General features: G+C 64.6%; 27 protein-coding genes. 24 read left to right on the top strand and 3 right to left on the bottom strand.

Annotated elements, in window-relative coordinates; all coding sequences use genetic code 11:
- Positions 1-11 precede the first annotated feature (11 nt).
- Positions 12-548 (top strand): glycine zipper 2TM domain-containing protein, encoded by a 537-nt coding sequence (locus ACYCAX_RS03825; protein WP_015478511.1) that lies wholly within the window; start codon positions 12-14, stop codon positions 546-548.
- Between the two features lie 199 nt (positions 549-747).
- On the opposite strand, the gene suhB is transcribed toward ACYCAX_RS03825, so the two are convergent.
- On the bottom strand, positions 748-1,563 hold the full coding sequence (suhB, locus tag ACYCAX_RS03820) for a type III secretion system regulator SuhB (protein ID WP_015478510.1): 816 nt from the start codon (positions 1,561-1,563) through the stop codon (positions 748-750).
- A gap of 148 nt (positions 1,564-1,711) precedes the next feature.
- On the opposite strand from suhB, the gene trmJ reads away from it, so the two are divergent.
- The 21 genes from trmJ (at position 1,712) to ACYCAX_RS03715 (ending at position 20,373) form a co-directional block, all read left to right on the top strand.
- Positions 1,712-2,491, top strand: a complete 780-nt coding sequence (gene trmJ / locus ACYCAX_RS03815) for a tRNA (cytosine(32)/uridine(32)-2'-O)-methyltransferase TrmJ (protein ID WP_294975604.1) — start codon at positions 1,712-1,714, stop codon at positions 2,489-2,491.
- Positions 2,484-3,263: a serine O-acetyltransferase gene (cysE, locus tag ACYCAX_RS03810; RefSeq protein WP_015478508.1), complete on the top strand. Its 780-nt coding sequence runs from the start codon at positions 2,484-2,486 to the stop codon at positions 3,261-3,263. Before trmJ ends, cysE begins: the two co-directional genes overlap by 8 nt.
- Before the next feature lie 139 nt (positions 3,264-3,402).
- A complete protein-coding gene (gene iscR / locus ACYCAX_RS03805; protein ID WP_015478507.1) occupies positions 3,403-3,894 on the top strand; it encodes a Fe-S cluster assembly transcriptional regulator IscR in 492 nt (163 codons plus the stop codon).
- A gap of 28 nt (positions 3,895-3,922) precedes the next feature.
- Positions 3,923-5,137: an IscS subfamily cysteine desulfurase gene (locus tag ACYCAX_RS03800; RefSeq protein ID WP_015478506.1), complete on the top strand. Its 1,215-nt coding sequence runs from the start codon at positions 3,923-3,925 to the stop codon at positions 5,135-5,137.
- A gap of 27 nt (positions 5,138-5,164) precedes the next feature.
- The gene (gene iscU, locus ACYCAX_RS03795) at positions 5,165-5,551 is read left to right on the top strand and encodes a Fe-S cluster assembly scaffold IscU (protein WP_015478505.1); all 387 of its coding nucleotides are present in this window, start codon (positions 5,165-5,167) and stop codon (positions 5,549-5,551) included.
- 26 nt (positions 5,552-5,577) lie between these two features.
- Positions 5,578-5,901, top strand: a complete 324-nt coding sequence (iscA, locus tag ACYCAX_RS03790; RefSeq protein ID WP_015478504.1) for an iron-sulfur cluster assembly protein IscA — start codon at positions 5,578-5,580, stop codon at positions 5,899-5,901.
- Between the two features lie 8 nt (positions 5,902-5,909).
- Entirely contained in the window at positions 5,910-6,431 is a 522-nt protein-coding gene (gene hscB / locus ACYCAX_RS03785) for a co-chaperone HscB (protein WP_015478503.1), read from the top strand.
- A gap of 45 nt (positions 6,432-6,476) precedes the next feature.
- Entirely contained in the window at positions 6,477-8,336 is a 1,860-nt protein-coding gene (hscA, locus tag ACYCAX_RS03780) for a Fe-S protein assembly chaperone HscA (protein ID WP_460247446.1), read from the top strand.
- A gap of 6 nt (positions 8,337-8,342) precedes the next feature.
- Entirely contained in the window at positions 8,343-8,681 is a 339-nt protein-coding gene (gene fdx, locus ACYCAX_RS03775) for an ISC system 2Fe-2S type ferredoxin (RefSeq protein WP_015478501.1), read from the top strand.
- A gap of 13 nt (positions 8,682-8,694) precedes the next feature.
- Positions 8,695-8,895: a Fe-S cluster assembly protein IscX gene (gene iscX / locus ACYCAX_RS03770; RefSeq protein ID WP_015478500.1), complete on the top strand. Its 201-nt coding sequence runs from the start codon at positions 8,695-8,697 to the stop codon at positions 8,893-8,895.
- 250 nt (positions 8,896-9,145) lie between these two features.
- Positions 9,146-9,577 carry a nucleoside-diphosphate kinase gene (gene ndk / locus ACYCAX_RS03765; protein WP_015478499.1) on the top strand — a complete coding sequence of 144 codons (432 nt, stop codon included), beginning with the start codon at positions 9,146-9,148 and terminating at the stop codon, positions 9,575-9,577.
- Between the two features lie 27 nt (positions 9,578-9,604).
- Positions 9,605-10,753: a dual-specificity RNA methyltransferase RlmN gene (gene rlmN / locus ACYCAX_RS03760; RefSeq protein ID WP_015478498.1), complete on the top strand. Its 1,149-nt coding sequence runs from the start codon at positions 9,605-9,607 to the stop codon at positions 10,751-10,753.
- Positions 10,754-10,769: 16 nt separating this feature from the next.
- Complete coding sequence (pilW, locus tag ACYCAX_RS03755) at positions 10,770-11,528, top strand: type IV pilus biogenesis/stability protein PilW (RefSeq protein WP_015478497.1); 759 nt, start codon at positions 10,770-10,772, stop codon at positions 11,526-11,528.
- Positions 11,525-12,550: a RodZ domain-containing protein gene (locus tag ACYCAX_RS03750; protein ID WP_460247444.1), complete on the top strand. Its 1,026-nt coding sequence runs from the start codon at positions 11,525-11,527 to the stop codon at positions 12,548-12,550. The genes pilW and ACYCAX_RS03750 overlap by 4 nt, the downstream gene beginning before the upstream one ends.
- A gap of 1 nt (position 12,551) precedes the next feature.
- The gene (gene ispG, locus ACYCAX_RS03745) at positions 12,552-13,664 is read left to right on the top strand and encodes a flavodoxin-dependent (E)-4-hydroxy-3-methylbut-2-enyl-diphosphate synthase (RefSeq protein WP_294975629.1); all 1,113 of its coding nucleotides are present in this window, start codon (positions 12,552-12,554) and stop codon (positions 13,662-13,664) included.
- Between the two features lie 18 nt (positions 13,665-13,682).
- Positions 13,683-14,972: a histidine--tRNA ligase gene (gene hisS / locus ACYCAX_RS03740; protein ID WP_294975633.1), complete on the top strand. Its 1,290-nt coding sequence runs from the start codon at positions 13,683-13,685 to the stop codon at positions 14,970-14,972.
- A 25-nt stretch (positions 14,973-14,997) separates the two neighbouring features.
- Complete coding sequence (locus ACYCAX_RS03735) at positions 14,998-15,642, top strand: YfgM family protein (protein WP_015478493.1); 645 nt, start codon at positions 14,998-15,000, stop codon at positions 15,640-15,642.
- Between the two features lies 1 nt (position 15,643).
- Positions 15,644-16,786: an outer membrane protein assembly factor BamB gene (gene bamB / locus ACYCAX_RS03730; protein WP_015478492.1), complete on the top strand. Its 1,143-nt coding sequence runs from the start codon at positions 15,644-15,646 to the stop codon at positions 16,784-16,786.
- 87 nt (positions 16,787-16,873) lie between these two features.
- Positions 16,874-18,361, top strand: coding sequence for a ribosome biogenesis GTPase Der (gene der / locus ACYCAX_RS03725; protein ID WP_015478491.1), 1,488 nt, complete (start codon positions 16,874-16,876; stop codon positions 18,359-18,361).
- 81 nt (positions 18,362-18,442) lie between these two features.
- The gene (locus ACYCAX_RS03720) at positions 18,443-19,591 is read left to right on the top strand and encodes a pyridoxal phosphate-dependent aminotransferase (protein WP_015478490.1); all 1,149 of its coding nucleotides are present in this window, start codon (positions 18,443-18,445) and stop codon (positions 19,589-19,591) included.
- Positions 19,579-20,373 carry an amidohydrolase gene (locus ACYCAX_RS03715; protein WP_460247443.1) on the top strand — a complete coding sequence of 265 codons (795 nt, stop codon included), beginning with the start codon at positions 19,579-19,581 and terminating at the stop codon, positions 20,371-20,373. Before ACYCAX_RS03720 ends, ACYCAX_RS03715 begins: the two co-directional genes overlap by 13 nt.
- Positions 20,374-20,524: 151 nt before the next feature.
- Here ACYCAX_RS03715 and ACYCAX_RS03710 read toward each other — a convergent pair whose 3' ends face one another.
- Entirely contained in the window at positions 20,525-21,478 is a 954-nt protein-coding gene (locus ACYCAX_RS03710) for an aldo/keto reductase (protein ID WP_460247442.1), read from the bottom strand.
- A gap of 343 nt (positions 21,479-21,821) precedes the next feature.
- Here ACYCAX_RS03710 and dapA point away from each other — a divergent pair, with 343 nt between their 5' ends.
- Together dapA and ACYCAX_RS03700 are read left to right on the top strand one after the other, a co-directional pair.
- The gene (gene dapA / locus ACYCAX_RS03705) at positions 21,822-22,688 is read left to right on the top strand and encodes a 4-hydroxy-tetrahydrodipicolinate synthase (RefSeq protein ID WP_460247441.1); all 867 of its coding nucleotides are present in this window, start codon (positions 21,822-21,824) and stop codon (positions 22,686-22,688) included.
- Between the two features lie 64 nt (positions 22,689-22,752).
- Positions 22,753-23,085 carry a DUF5629 family protein gene (locus ACYCAX_RS03700; protein WP_015478486.1) on the top strand — a complete coding sequence of 111 codons (333 nt, stop codon included), beginning with the start codon at positions 22,753-22,755 and terminating at the stop codon, positions 23,083-23,085.
- A gap of 54 nt (positions 23,086-23,139) precedes the next feature.
- On the opposite strand, the gene ACYCAX_RS03695 is transcribed toward ACYCAX_RS03700, so the two are convergent.
- Complete coding sequence (locus ACYCAX_RS03695; RefSeq protein WP_015478485.1) at positions 23,140-23,622, bottom strand: hypothetical protein; 483 nt, start codon at positions 23,620-23,622, stop codon at positions 23,140-23,142.
- Between the last annotated feature and the right edge of the window lie 40 nt (positions 23,623-23,662).

The following is a 23,662-nucleotide window of genomic DNA, read 5'->3' as shown; positions in this document are numbered from 1 at the left end:
AGGAGGTTTATGTGAACAAGTCGTTGCTCATCGGTACCGTGCTGGGCGCTGTAGGCGTGACTGCCGGTGGCGCCGTGGCCACTTATAGTCTGGTGGATCGCGGGCCTGAATATGCCGAGGTGCTCGCTGTCCAGCCGGTCAAGGAAACCATCAAGACGCCTCGCCAGGTCTGCAAGGACGTCGCCGTGACTCACCAGCGTCCTGTGAAGGACACCCACCAGATCGCCGGTACGGCGATCGGCGCCATCGCTGGCGGCCTGCTGGGCAACCAGATCGGCGGCGGCAACGGCAAGAAGATCGCCACCGTGGCGGGCGCCATCGGCGGTGGTTATGCCGGTAACAAGGTGCAGGAAGGCATGCAGGAGCGTGACACCTATACCACCACTGAAACCCGCTGCAGCACCGTCAACGACACCAGCGACAAGGTCGTCGGTTACGACGTGAAGTATCTGCTGGACGGCAAGCCCGGCCAGGTCCGCATGGATCGCGATCCGGGTTCGCAGATTCCGGTCGACAAGAGCGGCCGCCTGATCCTGGGTCAGCAATAAGCAGTCGCCAGGAGTGAACGAAAAAGGCGCCCATTGGGCGCCTTTTTCTTTATCTGGCTTTTCGTAGGAGCGAGCTTGCTCGCGAATCGCCCGGAGCCGTAGCGTCAGAATGATAAAGCTTCGCGAGCAAGCTCGCTCCTACAAGGAAAGCGTTCTCGCAGGCACGGCAATGCCAGGCTTTTTCATCCGTGTCTCAGGCTCAGCGCTTGAGCGACGGCGGCAGGTGCGGCTGGATGCTGGTCAGCAAGGCCTTGAAGCACTTGGTGTTGCCGGCGACGATCTGGCCCTTCTCGAGGAACTCGTGACCGCCGGTGAAATCGCTCACCAGGCCGCCTGCTTCCTGGATCAGCAGGGCGCCGGCTGCCATGTCCCATTCGGACAGGCCGAACTCCCAGAAGGCGTCGTAACGGCCGGCGGCAACGTAGGCCAGGTCCAGGCTGGCGGCGCCGGCGCGGCGGATGCCGGCGGTCTGGCCGACCAGGCTGCGGAACATGCCCAGGTACGCGTCCAGGTTGTCCATCTGGCTGTCGCGGAACGGGAAGCCGGTGCCGAGCAGGGCGCCTTCCAGGCTCTTGCGGTTGCTCACGCGCAGACGGCGGCCGTTCAGCGCGGCGCCGCGGCCGCGGCTGGCGGTAAATTCTTCCTGGCGAACCGGGTCGAGAACCACGGCGTGCTCGAGACGGCCGCGGTATTTGCAGGCGATGCTGATCGCGAAGTGCGGGACGCCGTGGATGAAGTTGGTGGTGCCGTCCAGCGGATCGATGATCCACAGGTAGTCGGCGCCTTCGCCGCTGCCTTCGAGCATGCCGCCTTCTTCGCCCATGATCCCGTGGTTCGGGTAGGCCTTGCGCAGAGCGGTGACGATGGAGAGCTCGGCAGCGCGGTCGACCTCGGTGACGTAATCCTTGGCTTCTTTTTCGTTGACCGAGAGGGTGTCCAGGCGTTCGATGGAGCGGAAGATCAGTTCACCGGCGCTGCGAGCGGCGCGCAGGGCGATATTCAGCATAGGCTGCATGGAGAGGTCACCTGGGTCGTTAAAGAAAGCCGAACATTCTAGCAGAAAGCCGTGGCGTTCATAGAGCGACCTGTCGCCTGCGTGGCGCAAGACCCACCGCTGCGGTAGGATTCCCTCCCTTTTTCGCTTTTGTGTGGAGTCGCTGGCGTTGCTCGACAGAATACGCGTGGTGCTGGTCAATACCAGTCATCCCGGCAATATCGGCGGAACGGCCCGTGCGATGAAGAACATGGGCCTGTCGCGCCTGGTGCTGGTCGATCCGATGGATTTCCCCAGTGGCGAAGCGCGCGCCCGTGCTTCCGGCGCCGATGACATTCTCGATGCGGCTGTGGTCGTGCCGACCCTGGAAGACGCCCTGGCCGGTTGCAGCCTGGTGCTGGGCACCAGTGCGCGCGACCGCCGCATTCCCTGGCCGCTGCTCGATCCTCGCGAGTGCGCCACCACCAGCCTGCAGCACGTGCAGCAGGGTGGCGAGGTCGCGCTGGTGTTCGGTCGCGAATATGCGGGTTTGACCAACGAGGAATTGCAGCGATGTCAATTCCATGTGCATATCCCGGCCAATCCCGAGTTCAGCTCGCTGAACCTGGCGACGGCGGTGCAGGTGCTGGTCTACGAGGTGCGCATGGCGTGGCTGGCCGTTCAGGGGCGGCCGACCAAGCAGGAGAAGGTCGAGTCCACCGCGATGCTCAACAGCGTCCCGGTGACGTCGGATGAGCTGGAGCGTTTCTACGCGCACCTGGAGTCGACCCTGGTGGATATCCAGTTCCTCGATCCGCAGAAGCCGCGCCACCTGATGTCGCGCCTGCGTCGCCTGTATGGCCGCAGCGGCGTCAGCAAGCTGGAGATGAATATCCTGCGGGGTATTCTCACCGAAACACAGAAGGCTGCCCGTGGGGAGCTTTCCAAGCGGAGTGATGAAGATGTTTGAGCGTGTGCGCGAAGATATCCAGAGCGTATTCCATCGTGACCCGGCGGCGCGCAACGCCTTCGAGGTGCTCACCTGCTACCCGGGGCTGCACGCGGTGTGGCTGCATCGCCTGGCCCATGCCTTGTGGGCGTCCGGCTGGAAGTGGCTGGCGCGTATGGTGTCGAACTTCGGTCGCTGGATGACCGGCATCGAGATCCACCCGGGCGCGAAGATCGGTCGGCGCTTCTTCATCGACCACGGCCTGGGCATCGTTATCGGCGAGACCGCCGAGATCGGTGATGACGTGACCCTCTACCAGGGGGTGACCCTGGGCGGCACCAGCTGGAACAAGGGCAAGCGTCACCCGACCCTGGCTGACGGTGTGGTGGTGGGGGCGGGCGCCAAGGTGCTTGGCCCGTTCACCGTGGGCGCCGGCGCCAAGGTTGGCTCCAATGCCGTGGTGACCAAGGAGGTACCGCCGGGGGCGACCGTGGTGGGTATTCCCGGTCGGATCATCGTGAAGGATGACGACGAGCAGCAGGCCAAGCGCCAGGCGATGGCCGAGAAGCTCGGCTTCGATGCCTATGGTGTCGGTCAGGACATGCCCGACCCGGTGGCGCGTGCCATCGGCCAGTTGCTCGACCATCTGCAGGCGGTGGATGGTCGGCTGGAAGGCATGTGCAAGGCGCTGACAGCTCTAGGCAGCGATTACTGTGCGAAAGATCTTCCGGTTCTGCGGGAAGAGGACTTCGCCGGAGTCAAGGACGAGGAGAGCAGCAAGTCGGCGCAGTGATGCGCCGACGCGGGCTCTCTGCTAACATACCGCGCCGTTCGCTGGTTAATTCCGACTAAAGTAATGGGGCTTATAGTTGACCTAAATAGTCGGATAAGAGCATACTCCTCCTACACCAGCGATTCTTCCGGATGTCCCCATGCGATTGACCACCAAAGGCCGCTATGCCGTCACCGCCATGCTCGATCTGGCGTTGCACGCCCAGCGTGGCCCGGTTTCTCTCGCCGATATCTCCGAGCGGCAGGGTATCTCCCTGTCCTACCTGGAACAGCTGTTCGCCAAGTTGCGCCGTGGCAACCTGGTGGTCAGCGTGCGTGGCCCCGGTGGTGGCTATCAGCTGTCCCGCGATACGACCGGCATCCACGTCGCCCAGGTGATCGATGCGGTCAACGAGTCGGTCGACGCCACCCGCTGTCAGGGTCAGGGCGACTGCCACTCCGGCGATACCTGCCTGACCCACCACCTGTGGTGCGACCTCAGCCAGCAGATTCACGAGTTCCTCAGCGGCATCAGCCTGGCCGACCTGGTCGAGCGCCGCGAAGTTCAAGAGGTGGCCCAGCGCCAGGATGAGCGCCGTTGCACGGGCAAGACGCCACGCCTCGACAAGATTGAAGCGTCCGCCATCGATTGAGCGAACGCCCGCCTGTAGGAGTTACCTGATGAAATTGCCGATTTACCTCGACTACTCCGCCACAACCCCGGTGGACCCGCGTGTCGCTCAGAAAATGGCTGACTGCCTCCTGGTAGATGGCAATTTCGGCAACCCGGCTTCGCGCTCCCACGTCTTCGGCTGGAAGGCCGAGGAAGCGGCTGAGAACGCCCGTCGCCAGGTCGCCGAGCTGGTCAATGCCGACCCCCGCGAAATCGTCTGGACCTCCGGTGCCACCGAGTCCGACAACCTGGCCATCAAGGGTGTCGCGCACTTCTACGCCACCAAGGGCAAGCACATCATCACCTCGAAGATCGAGCACAAGGCGGTCCTGGATACCTGCCGCCAGCTGGAGCGCGAAGGTTTCGAGATCACCTACCTGGAACCGACCCCCGAGGGCATCATCACCCCGGCGATGGTCGAGGCCGCCCTGCGTGACGACACCATCCTGGTCTCGGTCATGCACGTGAACAACGAAGTCGGCAGCATCAACGACATCGCCGCCATTGGCGAACTGACCCGCTCGCGCGGCATCCTGCTGCACGTCGATGCCGCCCAGTCCGCCGGCAAGGTGGACATCGACCTGGAGAAACTCAAGGTCGACCTGATGTCCTTCTCCGCCCACAAGGTCTACGGCCCCAAGGGCATGGGCGCGCTGTACGTGCGCCGCAAGCCGCGCGTGCGCCTGGAAGCCCAGATGCACGGTGGCGGCCACGAGCGCGGCATGCGTTCGGGCACCCTGGCGACCCACCAGATCGTCGGCATGGGCGAAGCCTTCCGCATCGCCAAGGAAGAGATGCACCAGGAAATGGCCCGCATCGAAGGTCTGCGCAAGCGCTTCTTCGATCAGGTGCAGGACCTGGAAGAGCTGTACCTCAACGGCAGCGCCACTTCCTATGCGCCGAACATCCTCAACGTCAGCTTCAACTACGTCGAAGGCGAGTCGCTGATGATGTCGCTCAAGGACCTGGCTGTTTCGTCCGGTTCCGCCTGCACCTCGGCCTCGCTGGAGCCGTCCTACGTGCTCCGCGCCCTGGGCCGCAACGACGAGCTGGCGCACAGCTCCATCCGTTTCAGCTTCGGCCGCTTCACCACCGAAGAAGAGGTCGATTACGCCGCCAAGAAGGTGGTGGAAGCCGTTTCCAAGCTGCGTGAACTCTCGCCGCTGTGGGATATGTTCAAAGAGGGTGTCGACCTGTCCAAGGTCGAATGGCAGGCCCACTGACCCGCCCCATAGAAGTGAGGATTAGCCATGGCTTACAGTGACAAGGTCATCGACCACTACGAAAACCCGCGCAACGTCGGCAAGCTCAATGCCGAGGATCCGGACGTCGGCACCGGCATGGTCGGTGCACCGGCCTGCGGCGACGTGATGCGCCTGCAGATCAAGGTCAACGAGCAGGGCGTCATCGAAGACGCCAAGTTCAAGACCTACGGCTGCGGTTCGGCCATCGCCTCCAGCTCCCTCGCCACCGAGTGGATGAAGGGCAAGACCCTGGATGAAGCCGAATCCATCAAGAACACCACCATCGCCGAAGAACTGGCCCTGCCGCCGGTGAAGATTCACTGCTCGGTACTTGCCGAGGACGCCATCAAGGCGGCCGTACGCGACTACAAGCAGAAGAAAGGTCTGCTCTGAAGCGATTCGCAAGTTAAGGAGTTCACATGGCCATCAGCATGACCGAAGCCGCCGCCAGTCACGTTCGCCGTTCCCTCGAAGGGCGCGGCAAGGGCGAGGGCATTCGTCTTGGCGTGCGCACCACCGGGTGTTCGGGTCTTGCCTACGTGCTGGAGTTCGTCGACGAACTGGCAGCCGAGGATCAGGTGTTCGAGAGCCACGGCGTGAAGGTCATCATCGACCCGAAAAGCCTGGTCTATCTCGACGGCACCGAGTTGGACTTCACCAAGGAAGGCCTCAACGAGGGCTTCAAGTTCAACAACCCGAACGTGCGCGGTGAGTGTGGCTGCGGCGAAAGCTTCAACGTCTGAGGTCGGGTGTGGGTAGTCCCTGTCACTTCGCGCTGTTCGACCTGCAGCCGGGCTTCCGGATCGATCTGGAGGTGCTGGGCAACCGCTACCGCGAGCTGGTGCGAACCGTCCACCCTGATCGTTTCGCCGATGCTTCCGAGCGCGAGCAACGGCTGGCGCTGGAAAAAGCCGCCGAACTCAACGACGCCTACCAGACGCTGAAGAGCGCGCCGCGCCGCGCCCTGTACCTGCTGGCCCTGCGCGGTGACGCGCTGCCGCTGGAGGCCACGGTGCAGGATCCGGAGTTCCTCCTGCAGCAGATGCATCTGCGCGAGGAACTGGAAGACCTGCAGGACAGTGCCGATCTCGATGGCGTGGCGCAGTTCAAGCGCCAGTTGAAATCGGCCCAGCAGCAACTGGACTCCGAGTTTGCCGATTGCTGGGATGACGCCGCCCGCCGTGACCTGGCCGAACGCCTGGTGCGGCGCATGCAGTTCCTCGACAAGCTGGCGCAGGAAGTGCGGCAGCTGGAAGAGCGACTCGACGATTAATCCGCGCGGCCCGCGCCGCGCCCGATAAGCCTGATTAGAAACCGCATGGCCCTACTGCAGATCGCCGAGCCCGGACAGAGCCCCCAGCCACACCAGCGTCGCCTGGCCGTGGGGGTCGACCTGGGCACCACCAACTCCCTGGTTGCCGCCGTGCGCAGCGGCGTTGCCGCGCCGCTGCCCGATGAGCATGGCGAGGTTATCCTGCCATCGGCGGTGCGTTATCTCGCCGATCGCATCGAGGTGGGGGAGAGCGTGCGTGCCGGTGCATCCCAGGATCCGCTGAACTCCATCATCTCGGTCAAGCGCCTGATGGGGCGCGGCCTGGAAGATGTGAAGCAGCTCGGCGGCCAGCTGCCGTACCGCTTCATCCAGGGCGAATCACACATGCCTTTCATCGAGACCGTCCAGGGCGCCAAGAGTCCGGTGGAAGTCTCGGCGGAAATCCTCCGTGCCCTGCGCCAGCGTGCCGAATCCACCCTGGGTGGCGAGCTGGTGGGCGCGGTGATCACCGTTCCCGCCTATTTCGACGACGCCCAGCGCCAGGCCACCAAGGACGCCGCGCGTCTGGCCGGCCTGCATGTGCTGCGCCTGCTCAACGAGCCGACCGCCGCCGCCGTGGCCTATGGCCTGGACAAGAACGCCGAAGGCGTGGTCGCCATCTATGACCTGGGTGGTGGCACCTTCGACATCTCCATCCTGCGCCTGACCCGTGGCGTCTTCGAAGTCCTGGCCACTGGCGGCGATACCGCCCTGGGCGGCGACGACTTCGACCATGCCATCGCCGGCTGGATCATCGAGCAGGCCGGTATCTCGGCCGACCTCGATCCGGGTGCCCAGCGCCGTCTGCTGCAGACTGCCTGTGCCGCCAAGGAAGCCCTGACCAGCAGCGCCAGCGTTGCCGTTGCCTACGGCAGCTGGGCCGGCGAGCTGACTCGCGCCCAGATGGATTCCCTGATCGATCCACTGATCCAGCGCAGTCTCAAGTCCTGCCGCCGTGCGGTGCGTGATTCCGGCATCGAGCTGGAAGAGGTCAGCGCCGTGGTCATGGTCGGTGGTTCCACTCGTGTGCCGCGTGTTCGCGAGCTGGTGGGCGAGCTGTTTGGTCGCACGCCGCTGACCGATATCGACCCTGACCAGGTGGTGGCCATCGGCGCCGCCATCCAGGCCGATGCCCTGGCCGGCAACAAGCGCGGCGAAGAGCTGCTGCTGCTGGATGTGATCCCCCTGTCGCTCGGCCTGGAAACCATGGGCGGGCTGATGGAGAAGGTGATCCCGCGCAACACCACCATTCCGGTGGCCCGCGCCCAGGAGTTCACCACCTACAAGGATGGCCAGACGGCCATGATGATTCACGTGCTGCAGGGCGAGCGCGAACTGGTCAAGGACTGCCGGTCCCTGGCGCGCTTCGAGCTGCGTGGCATTCCGCCGATGGTGGCGGGCGCGGCGAAGATCCGCGTCAGTTTCCAGGTCGACGCCGATGGTTTGCTGGGTGTGTCCGCCCGCGAGCTGTCCTCGGGCGTCGAGGCGAGCATCCAGGTCAAGCCGTCCTACGGCCTGACCGACGGCGAGATCGCCCGCATGCTGCAGGACTCCTTCCAGTACGCCGGCGACGACATGGCCGCCCGCGCCCTGCGCGAGCAGCAGGTAGAGGCCGAGCGTCTGCTGGAGGCCGTGCAGTCGGCCCTGGACGCCGACGGCGAGCGCCTGCTGGATGCCGATGAGCGCCTGGCTATCGACGCCGGCATGGAAACCTTGCGCGAGCTGGCCGCCGGCAGCGATACCGCCGCCATCGAACAACAGATCAAGCGCCTGTCCCAGGTGACTGACGCCTTTGCCGCGCGCCGTATGGACGCCACCGTCAAGGCCGCACTGGCCGGTCGCCGGCTCAACGAAATCGAGGAATAAGCGAAGATGCCGCAGATCGTATTTCTGCCGAACGCCGAACATTGCCCGGAGGGCGCGGTGATCGAGGCCCAGCCGGGCGAAACCATCATGAAGGCGGCGCTGCGCAACGGTATCGAGATCGAGCACGCCTGCGAGATGTCCTGTGCCTGCACCACCTGCCACGTGATCGTGCGCGAAGGTTTCAACTCGATGGAAGCCTCCGACGAGCTGGAAGACGACATGCTGGACAAGGCCTGGGGCCTGGAGCCGGATTCGCGCCTGTCCTGCCAGGCCGTGGTGGGTGAAGAGGACCTGGTGGTCGAGATTCCGAAATACACCATCAACCAGGTTTCCGAAGGCCATTGAGCGGAGCGCCGAGATGAGTCTGAAATGGGTTGATGTGCTCGAAATTGCCATCCAGTTGGCCGAAAGCAAGCCGGATGTCGATCCGCATTACGTGAACTTCGTCGATCTGCACCGCTGGGTGCTGGCATTGCCGGAGTTCAGCGACGATCCTTCCCGCGGCGGGGAGAAGGTCCTGGAGGCCATCCAGGCCGCCTGGATCGAAGAACTCGACTGAGGGACGCGGTCCCGCCAGCCGCGTACCCATTTGTCATGAACCCGCGTATAATTCGCGGGTTTTATCTTTAGGAGTGCTCTGAAAAAATCCCCGCGGGATTTCCAGAGCCGCCGGCCCCGCCGCCGTTCGGGCCGGTCCCGCGCACGCCGCTTCTGCGGCCGGCGCCTGCGACAAACCTTGAATCACAGGAGCTCCTGGCCTTTCCAGGAGCTTCTTGGCGTTACCAACCTTGCTTTCCGGAGTTATTTTCATGGCCCTGCAACGTACCTTCTCCATCATCAAGCCCGACGCTGTTGCCAAGAACGTCATCGGCGAAATCCTGACCCGCTTCGAAAAAGCCGGTCTGCGCGTTGTCGCTTCGAAGATGGTTCAGCTGTCCGAGCGCGAAGCTGGCGGCTTCTACGCCGAGCACAAAGAACGCCCCTTCTTCAAGGACCTGGTTGCCTTCATGACCTCCGGCCCGGTCGTCGTTCAGGTTCTGGAAGGCGAAGACGCCATCCTGCGCAACCGTGAACTGATGGGCGCCACCGATCCGAAGAAAGCCGACGCCGGCACCATCCGCGCCGACTTCGCCGTTTCCATCGACGAGAACGCCGTACACGGTTCCGACTCGGAAGCTTCGGCTGCCCGCGAAATCGCTTACTTCTTCTCCAGCACCGAGGTGTGCGAGCGCATTCGCTGATAAAGGCGAATGAGCGAGGGTGAATCCATGACTGATACCGCTGTAAAGGCCAACCTGCTGGGCATGACCAAGCCCCAGCTCGAGGAATTCTTCGAGTCCATCGGTGAAAAGCGCTTCCGCGCCGGCCAGGTGATGCAATGGATTCACCACTTTGGCGCTCTCGAGTTCAGCGCCATGACGAACGTCGGCAAGGCCTTGCGCGAAAAGCTCGAGGCCGTTGCCGAAATTCGTCCTCCGGAGATCGTCAGCCAGGACATTTCCTCTGACGGTACCCGCAAGTGGGTGGTACGCGTGGCCTCGGGCAGTTGCGTCGAGACCGTGTACATCCCGCAGGGCGGCCGCGGCACCCTGTGCGTGTCGTCCCAGGCCGGTTGCGCGCTGGACTGCAGCTTCTGCTCCACCGGCAAGCAAGGTTTCAACAGCGACCTGACCTCCGCCGAGATCATCGGCCAGGTGTGGATCGCCAACCAATCGTTCGGGACCGTCCCGGGCAAGATCGACCGTGCCATCACCAACGTGGTGATGATGGGCATGGGCGAGCCGCTGCTGAACTTCGACAACGTCGTGAGCGCCATGAGCATCATGATGGAAGACCTCGGCTACGGTATTTCCAAGCGCAAGGTGACCCTGTCCACCTCCGGCGTGGTGCCGATGATCGACAAGCTCGCCGAGGTCACCGACGTGTCCCTGGCCCTGTCGCTGCACGCCCCCAACGACGAACTGCGCAACCAGCTGGTGCCGATCAACAAGAAGTACCCGCTGGAGATGCTGCTCGACGCCTGCTACCGCTACATCACGCGCCTGGGCAAGGAGCGCGTGCTGACCGTCGAGTACACCCTGCTGGCCAACGTCAACGACCAGCCCGAGCATGCCGAGCAACTGATCGCATTGCTCAAGGATTTCCCTTGCAAGATCAACCTGATTCCGTTTAATCCGTTCCCGCATTCGGGTTACGAGCGGCCGAGCAACAATGCCATCCGCCGTTTCCAGGACATGCTGCACAAGGGCGGTTTCAACGTGACCGTGCGCACCACCCGCGGTGAGGACATCGACGCCGCCTGTGGCCAACTGGTGGGCCAGGTGATGGACCGCACCCGCCGCAGCGAGCGCTATATCGCCGTACGCCAACTGGCGACGGAAAACGAGCAGGCGTCGAACGCCGCCAATCGAAACTGACCCGGGGAGGAATCCGATGACCCTGCGCGCCGCGCTGTTCTTGCTGTTGGCAACCGTGCTGACGGGTTGCGTGTCGACTGGTAAACAGGATCCTCTGAAAACCGATAAGGGCCGGGATGAGGCGCGCGACGCCTACATCCAGTTGGGGCTCGGCTACCTGCGGGCCGGCAATGCCGAACAGGCCAAGGTCCCGCTGCGCCAGGCGCTGGAGCTCGATCCGTCCAGTGCCGACGCGCATACCGCGCTGGCCGCGGTCTATCAGACCGAGATGGAACCGCAACTGGCCGAAACCGAATACCGCAAGGCACTGTCCTCCCGTTCGGACGATGCGCGCATCCTGAACAACTACGGCGGCTTCCTGTTCGAGCAAAAACGCTACAAGGAAGCCTACGACGCCTACATCAAGGCCGCCGAGGATGGCTTGTATCCCGAGCGTTCGCGGATCTTCGAGAACCTCGGGCTGGTCAGCCTCCAGCTCAAGCAGCGGGAGCAGGCCAAGGAGTACTTCGAGAAGGCTATTCGCCTCAATCGCAATCAGCCCAGCGCACTGATCGAGATGGCCGAGCTCAACTACCAGGATCGCCAGTACGTTCCGGCGCGGGCCTACTATCAGGAATACCTCAGGCAGGGGCCGCAGAGCGCGCGCAGCCTGCTGCTGGGCATTCGACTGGCAAAGATCTTCGACGACCGGGATACCGCTGCCAGCTACGGGCTGCAACTCAAGCGCCTGTATCCCGCTTCTCCTGAATACCAGGCATACCAGGCGGATAAATGATGAGCACGTCGCAGTCCGATGTCATCGGCACGACCCGAGCCAATCCTGGCGAAACACTGCGTCAGGCCCGTGAGAACAAGGGCTGGAGCATCGCCCAGGTCGCAGGCCAGCTGAACCTGACCGAGCACTCGCTGCGCCAGCTGGAGCAGGGTTCCTTCGATCAGTTGCCCGGCCACACCTTCGCGCGCGGCTACGTACGCGCCTACGCCAAGCTGTTGGGCATGGACCAGGCGCAGATGGTCCAGTCCTTCGACCAGTACACCGGCACCGACGCCAGCGGCAGCAGCGTGCACAGCCTCGGTCGCGTGGTCGAGCCGGTGCGCCTGTCGCGCAACCTGCTGCGCCTGTTCAGCCTCGTGCTGCTCGCCCTGCTGATCGGCTTCGGCTACTTCTGGTGGCAGGAGCGTGCTGCCCGCACCGCTGAGAGCGGTAGCCTGAACATGGAGCATGTCGAGGTCGAGAGCGCCGACGGCACCACCGAGATCCATACCCTCGACGAGCCGGAAGACCAGGCTGTCGCCGAGGACCAGGCCGATACTGCAGTCGTGCCGTCCGAGCCTGCCGCGGATAGCGCCGCCGCCGAGACCCCGACCGAAGGCACGCCGCCGGCCGTAACCGCTAATCCTGCCGCTCCGGATGTTGGCGAAGCGGCTCCGGCCCAGGCTCCGGCTCCGGTCGCTTCCGCACAGCAACCTGCCGTCGCGCAGCCGGCTGTACCGGTCGCACCGGCCGAAGTCCAAGCGGTTGCCCCGGTCGCTGCTCCGGTGGTCGCCGCCGCGGGTCAGGGCGTGGTCAGGATTCAATTCACCGAGGACTGCTGGACCCAGGTCACCGATGCCGATGGCAAGGTCCTGTTCGGCGCGCTGAAGCGCAAGGGCGACAGCCTGGAGCTGGCGGCCAAGGCTCCGGTTCAACTGCGCCTGGGCTTCGCCCGTGGTGCGCAGGTCAGCTACAACGGCCAGCCGGTCGAAGTGACACCGGCGCGCGGCGGTACCGCGCGCCTGACGTTGGGTGGACAGTAAGATGCATTGCGAGTCTCCGATCAAACGTCGCCTGTCCCGCAAGATCTGGGTAGGTAACGTGCCGGTGGGTGGGGATGCCCCCATCGCCGTGCAGAGCATGACCAACACCGATACCCTCGATGTGGCCGCCACCGTGGCCCAGATCCGTCGTCTGGAAGACGCAGGCGCCGACATCGTCCGCGTCTCCGTGCCGGACATGGACGCCGCCGAGGCCTTCGGCAGGATCAAGCAGCAGGTCAAGGTGCCGCTGGTCGCCGATATCCACTTCGACTACAAGATCGCCCTGCGCGTGGCCGAGCTGGGTGTCGATTGCCTGCGCATCAACCCCGGCAACATCGGTCGCGAGGACCGGGTGAAGGCCGTGGTGGATGCCGCCCGCGAGCGCAACATCCCGATCCGCATCGGCGTCAACGCCGGTTCCCTGGAGAAGGACCTGCAGAAGAAGTACGGCGAACCGACTCCGGAAGCCCTGCTGGAATCGGCCATGCGCCATGTCGATCACCTCGACAAGCTGGACTTCCAGAACTTCAAGGTCAGTGTGAAGGCCTCCGACGTGTTCATGGCCGTTGCCGCCTACCGCCTGCTGGCGAAAGAGATCGAGCAACCGCTGCACCTGGGCATCACCGAAGCCGGCGGGCTGCGCTCGGGCACGGTGAAATCCGCCGTCGGCCTGGGCATGCTGCTCGCCGAAGGCATCGGCGACACCATCCGTATTTCCCTGGCCGCCGACCCGGTGGAAGAGATCAAGGTCGGCTTCGACATCCTCAAGTCGCTGCACCTGCGTTCCCGTGGCATCAACTTCATCGCCTGCCCGAGCTGCTCGCGGCAGAACTTCGATGTGGTGAAGACCATGAACGAGCTGGAAGGCCGCCTGGAAGACCTGCTGGTGCCGCTGGACGTGGCCGTGATCGGCTGCGTGGTCAACGGTCCCGGTGAAGCCAAGGAGGCCCACATCGGCCTCACCGGCGGCACGCCGAACAACCTGATCTACATCGATGGCAAGCCGGCGCAGAAGCTGCAGAACGAAAACCTGGTGGATGAGCTGGAACGGCTGATCCGCGAAAAAGCGGCCGAGAAGGCCGAGGCCGACGCCGCCCTGATCGTGCGCGGCTGACCGCAACAAGGACCCTACGTGAGCAAGTCCCTGCAAGCCATCCGTGGCATGAACGACATCCTGCCGGAACAGACCCCGGCCTGGCGCTATCTGGAAAGTACCTTTGCCGGCCTGCTGGATGGCTACGGCTACAAAGAAATCCGCATGCCGATCCTGGAGTTCACCGAACTCTTCGCCCGTGGTATCGGTGAAGGCACCGACGTGGTCGACAAGGAGATGTACACCTTCCTCGATCGCAACGGCGAGTCCCTCACCATGCGCCCGGAAGGTACCGCCGGTTGCGTGCGCGCCGTGCTCGAGCACGGCCTGTCCGGTGGTGGCCAGGTGCAGAAGCTGTGGTACACCGGCCCGATGTTCCGCTACGAGAAGCCGCAGAAGGGCCGCTACCGCCAGTTCCACCAGATCGGCGTGGAAGTCTTCAACCTGCCCGGACCGGACATCGACGCCGAGCTGATCATCCTCACCTGGCGCCTGTGGCAGAAGCTGGGCATGGCAGACGCGGTGACCCTGCAGCTCAACACTTTGGGCTCCAGCGAGGCCCGCGCGCGCTACCGTGAAGCACTGGTCGCCTATCTCCAGGATCGTTTCGACCAGCTCGACGAAGACAGCCAGCGCCGCATGACCACCAACCCGCTGCGCATCCTCGACAGCAAGGTGGAAAGCACTCAGGCCCTGCTGGTCGGCGCGCCGACCCTGCACGACTACCTGGATGAAGAGTCGATCGCGCACTTCGAGGGCCTCAAGGCTCGCCTGGACGCGGTCGGCCTGCGCTACGAAATCAACCAGAAGCTGGTGCGTGGTCTGGACTACTACTGCCGTACCGCGTTCGAGTGGGTCACCGACAAGCTCGGCGCCCAGGGCACCGTCTGCGGCGGTGGTCGTTACGACGGTCTGGTCAGCCAGTTCGGCGGCAAGCCGACGCCGGGCGTGGGCTTCGCGATGGGCGTGGAGCGCCTGGTGTTGCTGCTGGATACCCTGGGCCTGGTTCCCGAAGCGCTCAATCGCCCGGCGGACCTGTACCTCTGCGCCTTCGGCGAGGCCGCCGAGCTCGCCGGCCTGAGCCTGGCCGAGCGCCTGCGCGACGCCATTCCCGGCGTGCGCCTGCTGGTCAACGCCGGCGGCGGCAGCTTCAAGAGCCAGTTCAAGAAGGCCGACAAGAGCGGTGCACAGTTCGCAATGATTCTGGGTGACGACGAACTGGCCAGTCGCGTGGTAGGTTTCAAGCCCCTGCGTGGCGAGGGCGAACAACAGAACATCGCCTGGGACGCTCTGCCCGAGCACCTGGCAGCCTGCCTGCGGCAGGCTTGAGAATCGAGCGGATAGGAGTATTGGGGTGAGTACGCGTACCGAAGAAGAACAGATCGCCGACATCAAGGACTGGTGGCAGCGCAACGGCATGCCCCTGCTGACCGGTGCCGCACTGGCACTGGTGGTGGTATTCGGCTGGCAAGCCTGGAAGAAGTACCAGAACAACCAGGCCCAGGGGGCCTCCGTGGTTTACCAGGCCCTGCTGGAAACCGCCCTGAACCCCACCGGCAAGCCGGATACCGCCAGGGTTGCCGAGCTGGCCAACAAGCTGACCAGCGAATACGCCGGTACCTCGTATGCCCAGTACGGTCGCCTGTTCGTCGCCAAGGTCGCGGTGGACAACGGCAAGCTGGATGACGCTGTTCTTGAACTCAAGGCCATCGTCGACAAGCCCGTGGACACCACCCTTGGCGAGCTGGCGCGCCAGCGCCTCGCCCGTGTGATGGGTGCCCAGGGCAAGTCCGAGGAAGCCCTGAAGCTGCTCGATGGCAACGTCGAAAAGGCCTATGTCGCCACCCGCGAAGAACTGCGCGGCGACCTGCTGGTCCAGCTCAAACGTGAAGACGAGGCCCGTACCGCCTACGAGAAGGCCAAGGCCGCCCTGCCGGAAGACGCCGCCGTCGGCGCCCTGCAGATGAAGCTCGACGACCTGGCCAAGGGAGACGCCTGACATGTTGCGCTGGAAACATGCCGCGTTGCTCGCGCTGACCCTGTTGGCTGTCGGTTGCAGCAGCAACAGCAAGAAAGAATTGCCGCCGGCGGAACTCACCGATTTCAAGGAAGAGGTCCGTCTGGAGAAGCAGTGGAGCCGTTCGGTCGGTGACGGCCAGGGCGAGCTGTACAACCTGCTCGAACCGGCGGTGGATGGCCAGACCATCTACGCCGCGTCCGCTGAAGGCCGGGTCATGGCGATTCAGCGCGAAAGCGGTGACGTGTTGTGGAAAAAGGACCTCGACCTGCCGATTTCCGGCGCCGTTGGCGCGGGCAACGGGCTGGTCCTGCTGGGCACCATGCGTGGCGACGTGATCGCTCTGGACGCCGGCAGCGGCGAACAGAAGTGGCGCTCCAAGGTTTCCAGCGAAGTGCTGGCCGCCCCGGCCACCAACGGCGACGTGGTGGTGGTGCAGACCCAGGACGACAAACTGGTCGGCTTCGATGCCGCCACCGGCAACCAGCGCTGGCTCTATGAAAGCACCGTACCGGTGCTGACCCTGCGTGGTACCGGTGCTCCGCTGATCGATGGCGGTCTGGCTCTGGCTGGCCTGGCCAGCGGCAAGGTCGTTGCCGTGGACGTACAGCGCGGCCTGCCGGTGTGGGAACAGCGCGTGGCTATCCCGCAGGGTCGTTCCGAACTGGACCGCGTGGTCGATATCGACGGCGGTCTGCTGCTGGCCGATGGCGTCCTTTATGTCGCCAGCTACCAGGGCCGCGCTGCGGCGCTGGACGAAAGAACCGGCCGTGTGCTCTGGCAACGTGAGGCGTCCAGCTACGTCGGCGTCGCCGAAGGCACTGGCAGCGTGTTCATCAGCCAGGCCAGCGGCACCGTGGAAAGCCTGGATTCCCGTGGTTCGTCCTCGCTGTGGAGCAACGACGCCCTGGCTCGCCGCCAGTTGTCCGCTCCGGCCGTGTTCTCGAGCAACGTGGTGGTTGGTGACCTGGAAGGTTACCTGCACCTGCTGAGCCAGGTGGATGGTCGTTTCGTTGGCCGCGAGAAGGTCGACGGCGATGGCGTGCGGGTTCGCCCGCTGGTAGTCGGCAGCTGGATGTACGTGTTCGGCAACAGCGGAAAGCTGGTCGCCTACACGCTCCGCTAAGCTGAGTGTTACTGCCGGCCGCTGCCGTTTTTTACGGCAGCGGCCGTCGTGTTTTTAAGAAATTCTGAAATTTTCCTGGAGAGCCGCATGGTTCCCGTAATAGCCCTGGTGGGCCGCCCGAACGTCGGCAAGTCCACCCTGTTCAACCGCCTGACCAAGACCCGCGACGCCATCGTCGCCGAGTACGCCGGTCTGACCCGCGATCGCCAGTACGGCGAGGCCAAGTGGCAGGGCAAGAAATTCATCGTCATCGACACCGGCGGTATCTCCGGTGACGAGGAAGGCATCGATGCCAAGATGGCCGAGCAATCGCTGCAGGCCATCGAAGAGGCCGATGCGGTGCTGTTCATGGTCGACTCCCGCGCCGGCCTGACCGCCGCCGACCAGATGATCGCCGAGCACCTGCGCAAACGGAACAAGCGCAGCTTCCTGGTGGCGAACAAGGTCGACACCGTCGATCCGGACATCGCCCGCGCCGAGTTCAGCCCGTTGGGCCTGGGCCATGCGATCCCGATCGCCGCCGCCCACGGCCGTGGCATCACCCAGATGCTGCAGGAAGCCCTGGGCGACCTGTTCGTCCCCGAGCCCGAGGCGCCGGAAGACAACGACCTGCCGGGCGAACTGGAAGAGGTCGCCGAGGGCGAGGAGCCCAAGCGCATCCCCGGCCCGAGCGAGAAGGATGGCATCAAGATCGCCATCATCGGCCGCCCCAACGTCGGCAAGTCCACGCTCGTGAACCGCATGCTCGGCGAAGAGCGGGTGATCGTCTACGACCAGGCCGGCACCACCCGCGACAGCATCTACATTCCCTTCGAGCGCAACGAAGAGAAGTACACCCTGATCGACACCGCCGGCGTGCGCCGCCGCGGCAAGATCTTCGAGGCGGTGGAAAAATTCTCCGTGGTGAAGACCCTGCAGGCGATCCAGGACGCCAACGTGGTCATCTTCGTCATGGACGCCCGCGAAGGCGTGGTCGAGCACGACCTCAATCTGCTCGGCTTCGTGCTGGAGACCGGTCGCGCGCTGGTCATCGCCCTGAACAAGTGGGACGGCATGGATTCGGGCGAACGCGAGTACGTGAAGACCGAGCTGGAGCGCCGGCTGATGTTCGCCGACTTCGCCGACATCCACTTCATCTCCGCGCTGCACGGCACCGGCGTCGGGCACCTGTACAAGTCGGTGCAGGACTCCTTCCGTTCCGCCGTGACCCGCTGGCCCACCAGCAAGCTCACGCAGATTCTGGAAGACGCCATCCAGGTCCACCAGCCGCCGATGGTCAATGGCCGTCGCATCAAGCTGCGCTATGCACACCTGGGCGGCGCCAACCCGCCGCTGATCGTGATCCACGGCAACCAGGTGGACTCGGTGCCCAAGGCCTACACGCGCTACCTGGAGAAGACCTACCGTCGCGTGCTCAAACTGGTCGGTACGCCGATCCGCATCGAGTACAAGGGCGGCGACAACCCGTTCGAGGGCAAGAAGACCCAGCTCACCGAACGCCAGGTCAACAAGAAGCGCCGGCTGATGTCGCACCACAAGAAGGCCGAGAAGAAGAAGAAGGACAAGCGTAAATAACGTCTGTCGGACTTCAGGCGTACGGCTGTAGGCGATAGAGTAGGGGCCTCCCCCTCATCGCCCGCAGCCTGTAGTCACGCCATGCTCACCAGCAAACTGCCGAACGTCGGCACCACCATCTTCACCCGCATGTCCCAGCTCGCCGCCGAATGCGCTGCGCTGAATCTCTCCCAGGGTTTCCCCGACTTCGACAGCCCCGCGCCATTGCTCGAAGCCGTCGCCCGCCACGTGATGGCCGGGCACAACCAGTACAGCCCGATGACCGGCCTGCCGGCCCTGCGCGAACAGGTCGCGGCCAAGGTTGCCAGCTTCTACGGCCGCAAGGTCAGCGCCGACACCGAGGTGACCATTGTCCCCGGTGCGACCGAAGGGATCTTCTGCGCGGTGCAGGCGCTGATCCGCGCGGGCGATGAAGCCATCGTCCTCGACCCCTGCTACGACAGCTACGAACCCTCGGTGGAGCTGGCTGGCGGCCGTTGCGTGCATGTGCCGCTGAGCCTGCCGGACTTCCGCATCGACTGGCAGCGCATGGCCGACGCCATCACCCCGCGCACCCGCCTGATCTTCCTCAACAGCCCGCACAACCCCAGCGGCGCGCTGATCGACCGCGCCGACCTGGACCGCCTGGCCGCGCTGATCCGCGACCGCGAGATCTACGTCATCAGCGACGAAGTCTACGAGCACCTGATCTACGACGGTGTGCAGCACGCCAGCGTGCTGGCCCATGACGAGCTGTATCCGCGCGCCTTCGTGATCAGTTCCTTCGGCAAGACCTATCACGTCACCGGCTGGAAGACCGGCTACGTGGTGGCGCCGCCGGTGCTATCGGCGGAGATGCGCAAGATCCACCAGTACGTGAACTTCTGCGGCGTGACCCCGCTGCAATGGGCGCTGGCCGACTTCATGGCCGCGCACCCCGAGCACCTGCGCGAGCTGCCCGGTTTCTACCAGGCCAAGCGCGACCTGTTCTGCGACCTGCTGGAGAACTCGCGCTTCGGCTTCCAGCGTGCCGCCGGCACCTACTTCCAGGTGGCCGACTACTCGGCGATCCGCCCGGACCTGGACGACGTCGCCATGTCCGAATGGCTGACCCGCGAGCATGGCGTGGCCGCCATCCCGGTCTCTGTGTTCTACCAGCAGCCCCCGGCAGACATGCGCCTGGTGCGCTTCTGCTTCGCCAAGAAAGAGGAGACGCTGCGTCAGGCGGCGGAAAGACTATGCGCGATCTGAGCCAACTGCCGGACTTGAAGCTGGCCCTGGTGCAGACCACCCTGGTCTGGCACGACGCCGAGGCCAACCGCGAGCGCTTCGAGGTGCTGCTGGAAAGTGCCCGTGGCGCGGACGTGGTGATCCTGCCGGAGATGTTCACCACCGGCTTTTCAATGGACTCCGAGACCCTGGCCGAGATGGAGGAGGGCGAGACCTACGCCTGGCTGCGCAAGCAAGCATCGAGGCTCGACGCTGTGGTCTGTGGCAGCGTGATCATCCGTGTCGCCGACGGCAGCCACCGAAACCGCCTGCTCTGGGCGCGTCCGGATGGCGAGATGCTGCATTACGACAAGCGCCACCTGTTCCGCATGGCCGGCGAGCACAAGCACTACACGCCGGGCGAGCATCAGGTGCTGCTGGAGTGGAAAGGCTGGCGGATTCGCCCATTGGTCTGCTACGACCTGCGCTTCCCGGTGTGGAGCCGCGATGCCCAGGACACCGACCTGCTGCTCTATACCGCCAACTGGCCGGCCGCGCGCCGCCAGCACTGGAACCGCCTGCTGCCGGCGCGGGCCATCGAAAACCTCTGCTACGTCGCGGCGGTCAACCGCGTTGGCGAGGATGGCAAGGGCCACGCGTATTCCGGCGACAGCCAGGTACTGGACTTCCAGGGCGACAGCCTGCTGGCGGCGGGGCATGCCGACGGGGTGTTCCAGGTGGCCCTGCGTGCGGCGGAGCTGGCGGCGTACCGCGAGCGTTTCCCGGCCCACCTGGATGCGGATCGGTTCGATATCCAGCTCTGATATCAGTTCGTCCGCGATGCTCTTAAGAGTCCGATATTCCAGCGACCCAGGATCGATGCGGCTTTTGTAGGAGCGAGCTTGCTCGCGAACCGCCCCGCTCAAGAGCCAGAGCGTTCGCGAGCAAGCTCGCTCCTACAGGTCTATTCGGCCTTCAATACGCGCTGGCGGTATCCAGCCGCTGGATCGCCTCGTCGCTCAGCTTCAACTCGACCGCCGCGATGAGGTCCGGCAACTGCTCCAGCTTCGACGCACTGGCGATCGGTGCGGTGATGCTCGGCCGGGCCATCAGCCAGGCCAGCGCGACCTGCGTCGGCGTGGCATTCAGCTCGCCGGCCACTTCTTCCAGCGCGTCGATGATGGCGAAGCCGCGCGCGTTCATGAAGTTCTTCACCTTGTAGCCGCGCACGCTGCTCTTGTTAAGGTCCGCCTCGCTACGGTACTTGCCAGTGAGGAAGCCCGCCGCCAGCGAATAGAAGCTGATGACTCCCAGTCCCAGTTGCTTCACCGTGGGTTCCAGGCTGGTCTCGTAGTTGGCGCGGTCATAGAGGTTGTAGTTGGGCTGCAGGCTCTGGTAGTTCGGCAGCTTCAGGCGGTCGCAGAGCTCGCGGGCCTCGCGCAGGCGCCGGGCGTCGAGGTTGGAGGCGCCGATGACCCGGACCTTGCCGTTCTCCACGGCTTCGGCGAAGGCGCCCATGGTTTCCTCCAGGAAGGTGTGCGGGTCGTCGCAGTGGGCCTGGTAGAGATCGATGTAATCGGTCTGCAGGCGCTTGAGCGAGCGTTCCAGGGCCTGTTCGATGTACACCGCCGACAGACCCTTGTGGCCGTTGCCCATGTCCATGCCGACCTTGGTGGCAATCTGCACCTGGCTGCGCTTGCCGGTCTTCTTCAGCCACCTGCCGATCAGGGTCTCCGACTCGCCGCCGACGTGTCCGGGCACCCAGCGCGAATACACGTCGGCGGTGTCGATGCAGTTGATGCCGGCGTCGACCACCGCATCCAGCAGACGAAACGAGGTGGTTTCGTCCGATGCCCAGCCGAATACGTTGCCACCGAACACCAGGGGCGGGATAGCCAGTCCGGACTGACCCAGTTCGCGACGTTTCATCTGTCAGATCTCCCGGTGCAATGTCGTTGAACCAGCATAGACCCTAGGGCGTGGTTGACAGGCACACGGGAGCTTGCGCACTATCGGGGATCTGATTTCGCACACCGAATCGCCCATGCTTGCCAACCTCGACTCCTCGCTGCCGTTCTTGGGCTTCTACGCCCAGGCTGGCGCATGCGTCGTGGTTGCCAAGAAATCGAAGAAACAGTCGCTCATTTGACCGGGGCGTGCTGTCCCGTCAGATGGGCTGACAGGACACAAGGCGCCAGGTCTTCATTTCTCCCCGCTTGATTCCCGCATCCCCCCTGACGGCGACCAGACGGTCAGCCACAAGGAGTTTTGCATGTCTACGTTTCGAGGAATCTGGGTGGCGCTGGCTACTCCTTTCCGGGCCGGGGAAGTCGATTTCGCCGCGCTGCACACGCTGGTCGCCCGCTTGCTGGAGGATGGCGTCACCGGCTTCGTGGTCTGCGGCACCACCGGGGAAGCGGCTGCGCTGAGCCATGAGGAGCAGCTCGCCGTTCTCGATGCCGTGCTGCAGTGGGTGCCGCCGCAGCAGGTGATCATGGGGCTGGCGGGCAGCAATCTGCGCGAGCTGCTGGCCTTCCAGCAACAGATCCAGCGCCGCCCGCTGGCCGGCCTGCTGGTGCCGGCGCCGTACTACATCCGGCCGTCGCAGGCGGGGCTGGAATCGTTTTTCCAGACCGTGGCCGATGCCGCCACTGTGCCGGTCGTGCTTTACGACATTCCCTACCGCACCGGCGTGCGCATCGAGCGCGAGACCCTGCGGCGCATCGTACGCCACCCGCGCATCGCCGCGATCAAGGATTGCGGCGGCGATCTGGAGACCACCCTGGCATTGATCGCCGATGGCGAGGTGGAGGTGCTGACGGGCGAGGACCTGCAGATTTTCAACAACCTGTGCCAGGGCGGCGCCGGAGCGATTTCCGCTTCCGCCCATGTGCGTGCCGATCTCTATGTGCGGATGTTGTACCAGGTCGAGTCGGGCGATCTGGCTGGCGCTCGGGCGACCTTCTACCGCTTGCTGCCCTGGATCCAGGCCGCCTTCGCCGAGCCCAACCCCGCCGCGGTCAAGGCGGCGCTGGCGCAGCAGGGGTTGATCGCCGACGAGTTGCGTGAGCCGATGCAGCCCTGTGCCCCGGCTACCATCGAGCGGCTGCGTGGTGTACTGGCGGCGCTGGCCGATTAGGAGGGGAGGGCTGGCAATGGGTTTTGCTCTATCATGACGGCCTGCCCATTGCCGAGTGCCCGCCATGACCACGACTCCCTATCTGCTGGACCAGCTGGAAACCGCCGACATGCTGTTGATCGACGGCCTGCACGCCTGGCAGTTCGAGTTGAACGAGGCGCTGCTGGACCAGGCCGATGCGGCAGCCCACGCGGACCAGCCCTTCGCCAGCGAGGAGGTGGTGCTGCAGATCGAGTCCATTGATGGCCGCGACCGCCGCCAGTGGCGCTTCAGCTACAACGAGGTGATGGAGGCCCGCTATCAGGCCGCGGATGGAAGCTGGCTGCTCCACGCCGGCGACCAGGAGCATCGCCTGTGCTGCCTGGGCGCGGTGACCGCCAGCGGCGACGACGAGTAAGACGAGAGGGCCCCGGTTGGGGCCTTCGGCGTTTCAGGCCTTGCCCGCGAGAGCTCAGGCGTTCACGCCCAGCAGGTAGGCGACGACCAGGCTCAGGCCGAACAGCGCGGCCAGGACGGCGAGCAGGATGAGCAGGCTGACGCCGAACGCACGCCAGTTCGAGTGGAAGGCGCCGCCCGCTGCGGCGTGGCGGTCTAGTTCCTCCCCGATGTTCTGCTTGGCGTACTGCTGCATGGCGAGGAGCGTGACGATGTTGATCGGCGCAGCGGGGAAGCTGCCCGGCAAAAACCAGGCGATGACGAAGGCCAGTAGCAGGACGCCGATGCCGGTCAGCCAGGTCTTGCGTATCTGCTCGGGGCGGCCGAGACGCTTGAGGTTCTGCGCGATGACCCAGGCGCCGGCCACGGGGGTGCCGAAGAAGGTGGCGATGCCGACGGCGGCGAGACGGTAGAGCGGTTCGCCGGTGGCGACGCCGGGGGCATCCTGGAGGATGGCGGCGGGTGTCTGGAAGGGATTGTCCTGCGGGGCGGTCGACATGTTTTCACTCCGTGAAAACAGCCCCGGACGCGCAAGGCGT

Source organism: Pseudomonas sp. MT3 (assembly GCF_054720805.1).
The sequence above is the reverse complement of the archived record's forward strand: the minus strand, read 5'-3'. Positions and strand labels throughout refer to the sequence as shown.

Excerpts from the sequence above, each read along its gene's own strand:
- ndk (WP_015478499.1), top strand. The coding sequence starts at position 9,146 with ATGGCCCTGCAACGTACCTTCTCCATCATCAAGCCCGACGCTGTTGCC.
- bamB (WP_015478492.1), top strand. The coding sequence starts at position 15,644 with ATGTTGCGCTGGAAACATGCCGCGTTGCTCGCGCTGACCCTGTTGGCT.
- ispG (WP_294975629.1), top strand. The coding sequence starts at position 12,552 with ATGCATTGCGAGTCTCCGATCAAACGTCGCCTGTCCCGCAAGATCTGG.
- cysE (WP_015478508.1), top strand. The coding sequence starts at position 2,484 with ATGTTTGAGCGTGTGCGCGAAGATATCCAGAGCGTATTCCATCGTGAC.
- ACYCAX_RS03710 (WP_460247442.1), bottom strand. The coding sequence starts at position 21,478 with ATGAAACGTCGCGAACTGGGTCAGTCCGGACTGGCTATCCCGCCCCTG.
- ACYCAX_RS03700 (WP_015478486.1), top strand. The coding sequence starts at position 22,753 with ATGACCACGACTCCCTATCTGCTGGACCAGCTGGAAACCGCCGACATG.
- fdx (WP_015478501.1), top strand. The coding sequence starts at position 8,343 with ATGCCGCAGATCGTATTTCTGCCGAACGCCGAACATTGCCCGGAGGGC.
- hscA (WP_460247446.1), top strand. The coding sequence starts at position 6,477 with ATGGCCCTACTGCAGATCGCCGAGCCCGGACAGAGCCCCCAGCCACAC.
- iscA (WP_015478504.1), top strand. The coding sequence starts at position 5,578 with ATGGCCATCAGCATGACCGAAGCCGCCGCCAGTCACGTTCGCCGTTCC.
- iscX (WP_015478500.1), top strand. The coding sequence starts at position 8,695 with ATGAGTCTGAAATGGGTTGATGTGCTCGAAATTGCCATCCAGTTGGCC.
- iscU (WP_015478505.1), top strand. The coding sequence starts at position 5,165 with ATGGCTTACAGTGACAAGGTCATCGACCACTACGAAAACCCGCGCAAC.
- ACYCAX_RS03800 (WP_015478506.1), top strand. The coding sequence starts at position 3,923 with ATGAAATTGCCGATTTACCTCGACTACTCCGCCACAACCCCGGTGGAC.
- dapA (WP_460247441.1), top strand. The coding sequence starts at position 21,822 with ATGTCTACGTTTCGAGGAATCTGGGTGGCGCTGGCTACTCCTTTCCGG.
- ACYCAX_RS03715 (WP_460247443.1), top strand. The coding sequence starts at position 19,579 with ATGCGCGATCTGAGCCAACTGCCGGACTTGAAGCTGGCCCTGGTGCAG.
- ACYCAX_RS03720 (WP_015478490.1), top strand. The coding sequence starts at position 18,443 with ATGCTCACCAGCAAACTGCCGAACGTCGGCACCACCATCTTCACCCGC.
- der (WP_015478491.1), top strand. The coding sequence starts at position 16,874 with ATGGTTCCCGTAATAGCCCTGGTGGGCCGCCCGAACGTCGGCAAGTCC.
- ACYCAX_RS03695 (WP_015478485.1), bottom strand. The coding sequence starts at position 23,622 with ATGTCGACCGCCCCGCAGGACAATCCCTTCCAGACACCCGCCGCCATC.
- iscR (WP_015478507.1), top strand. The coding sequence starts at position 3,403 with ATGCGATTGACCACCAAAGGCCGCTATGCCGTCACCGCCATGCTCGAT.
- rlmN (WP_015478498.1), top strand. The coding sequence starts at position 9,605 with ATGACTGATACCGCTGTAAAGGCCAACCTGCTGGGCATGACCAAGCCC.
- suhB (WP_015478510.1), bottom strand. The coding sequence starts at position 1,563 with ATGCAGCCTATGCTGAATATCGCCCTGCGCGCCGCTCGCAGCGCCGGT.
- pilW (WP_015478497.1), top strand. The coding sequence starts at position 10,770 with ATGACCCTGCGCGCCGCGCTGTTCTTGCTGTTGGCAACCGTGCTGACG.
- ACYCAX_RS03750 (WP_460247444.1), top strand. The coding sequence starts at position 11,525 with ATGATGAGCACGTCGCAGTCCGATGTCATCGGCACGACCCGAGCCAAT.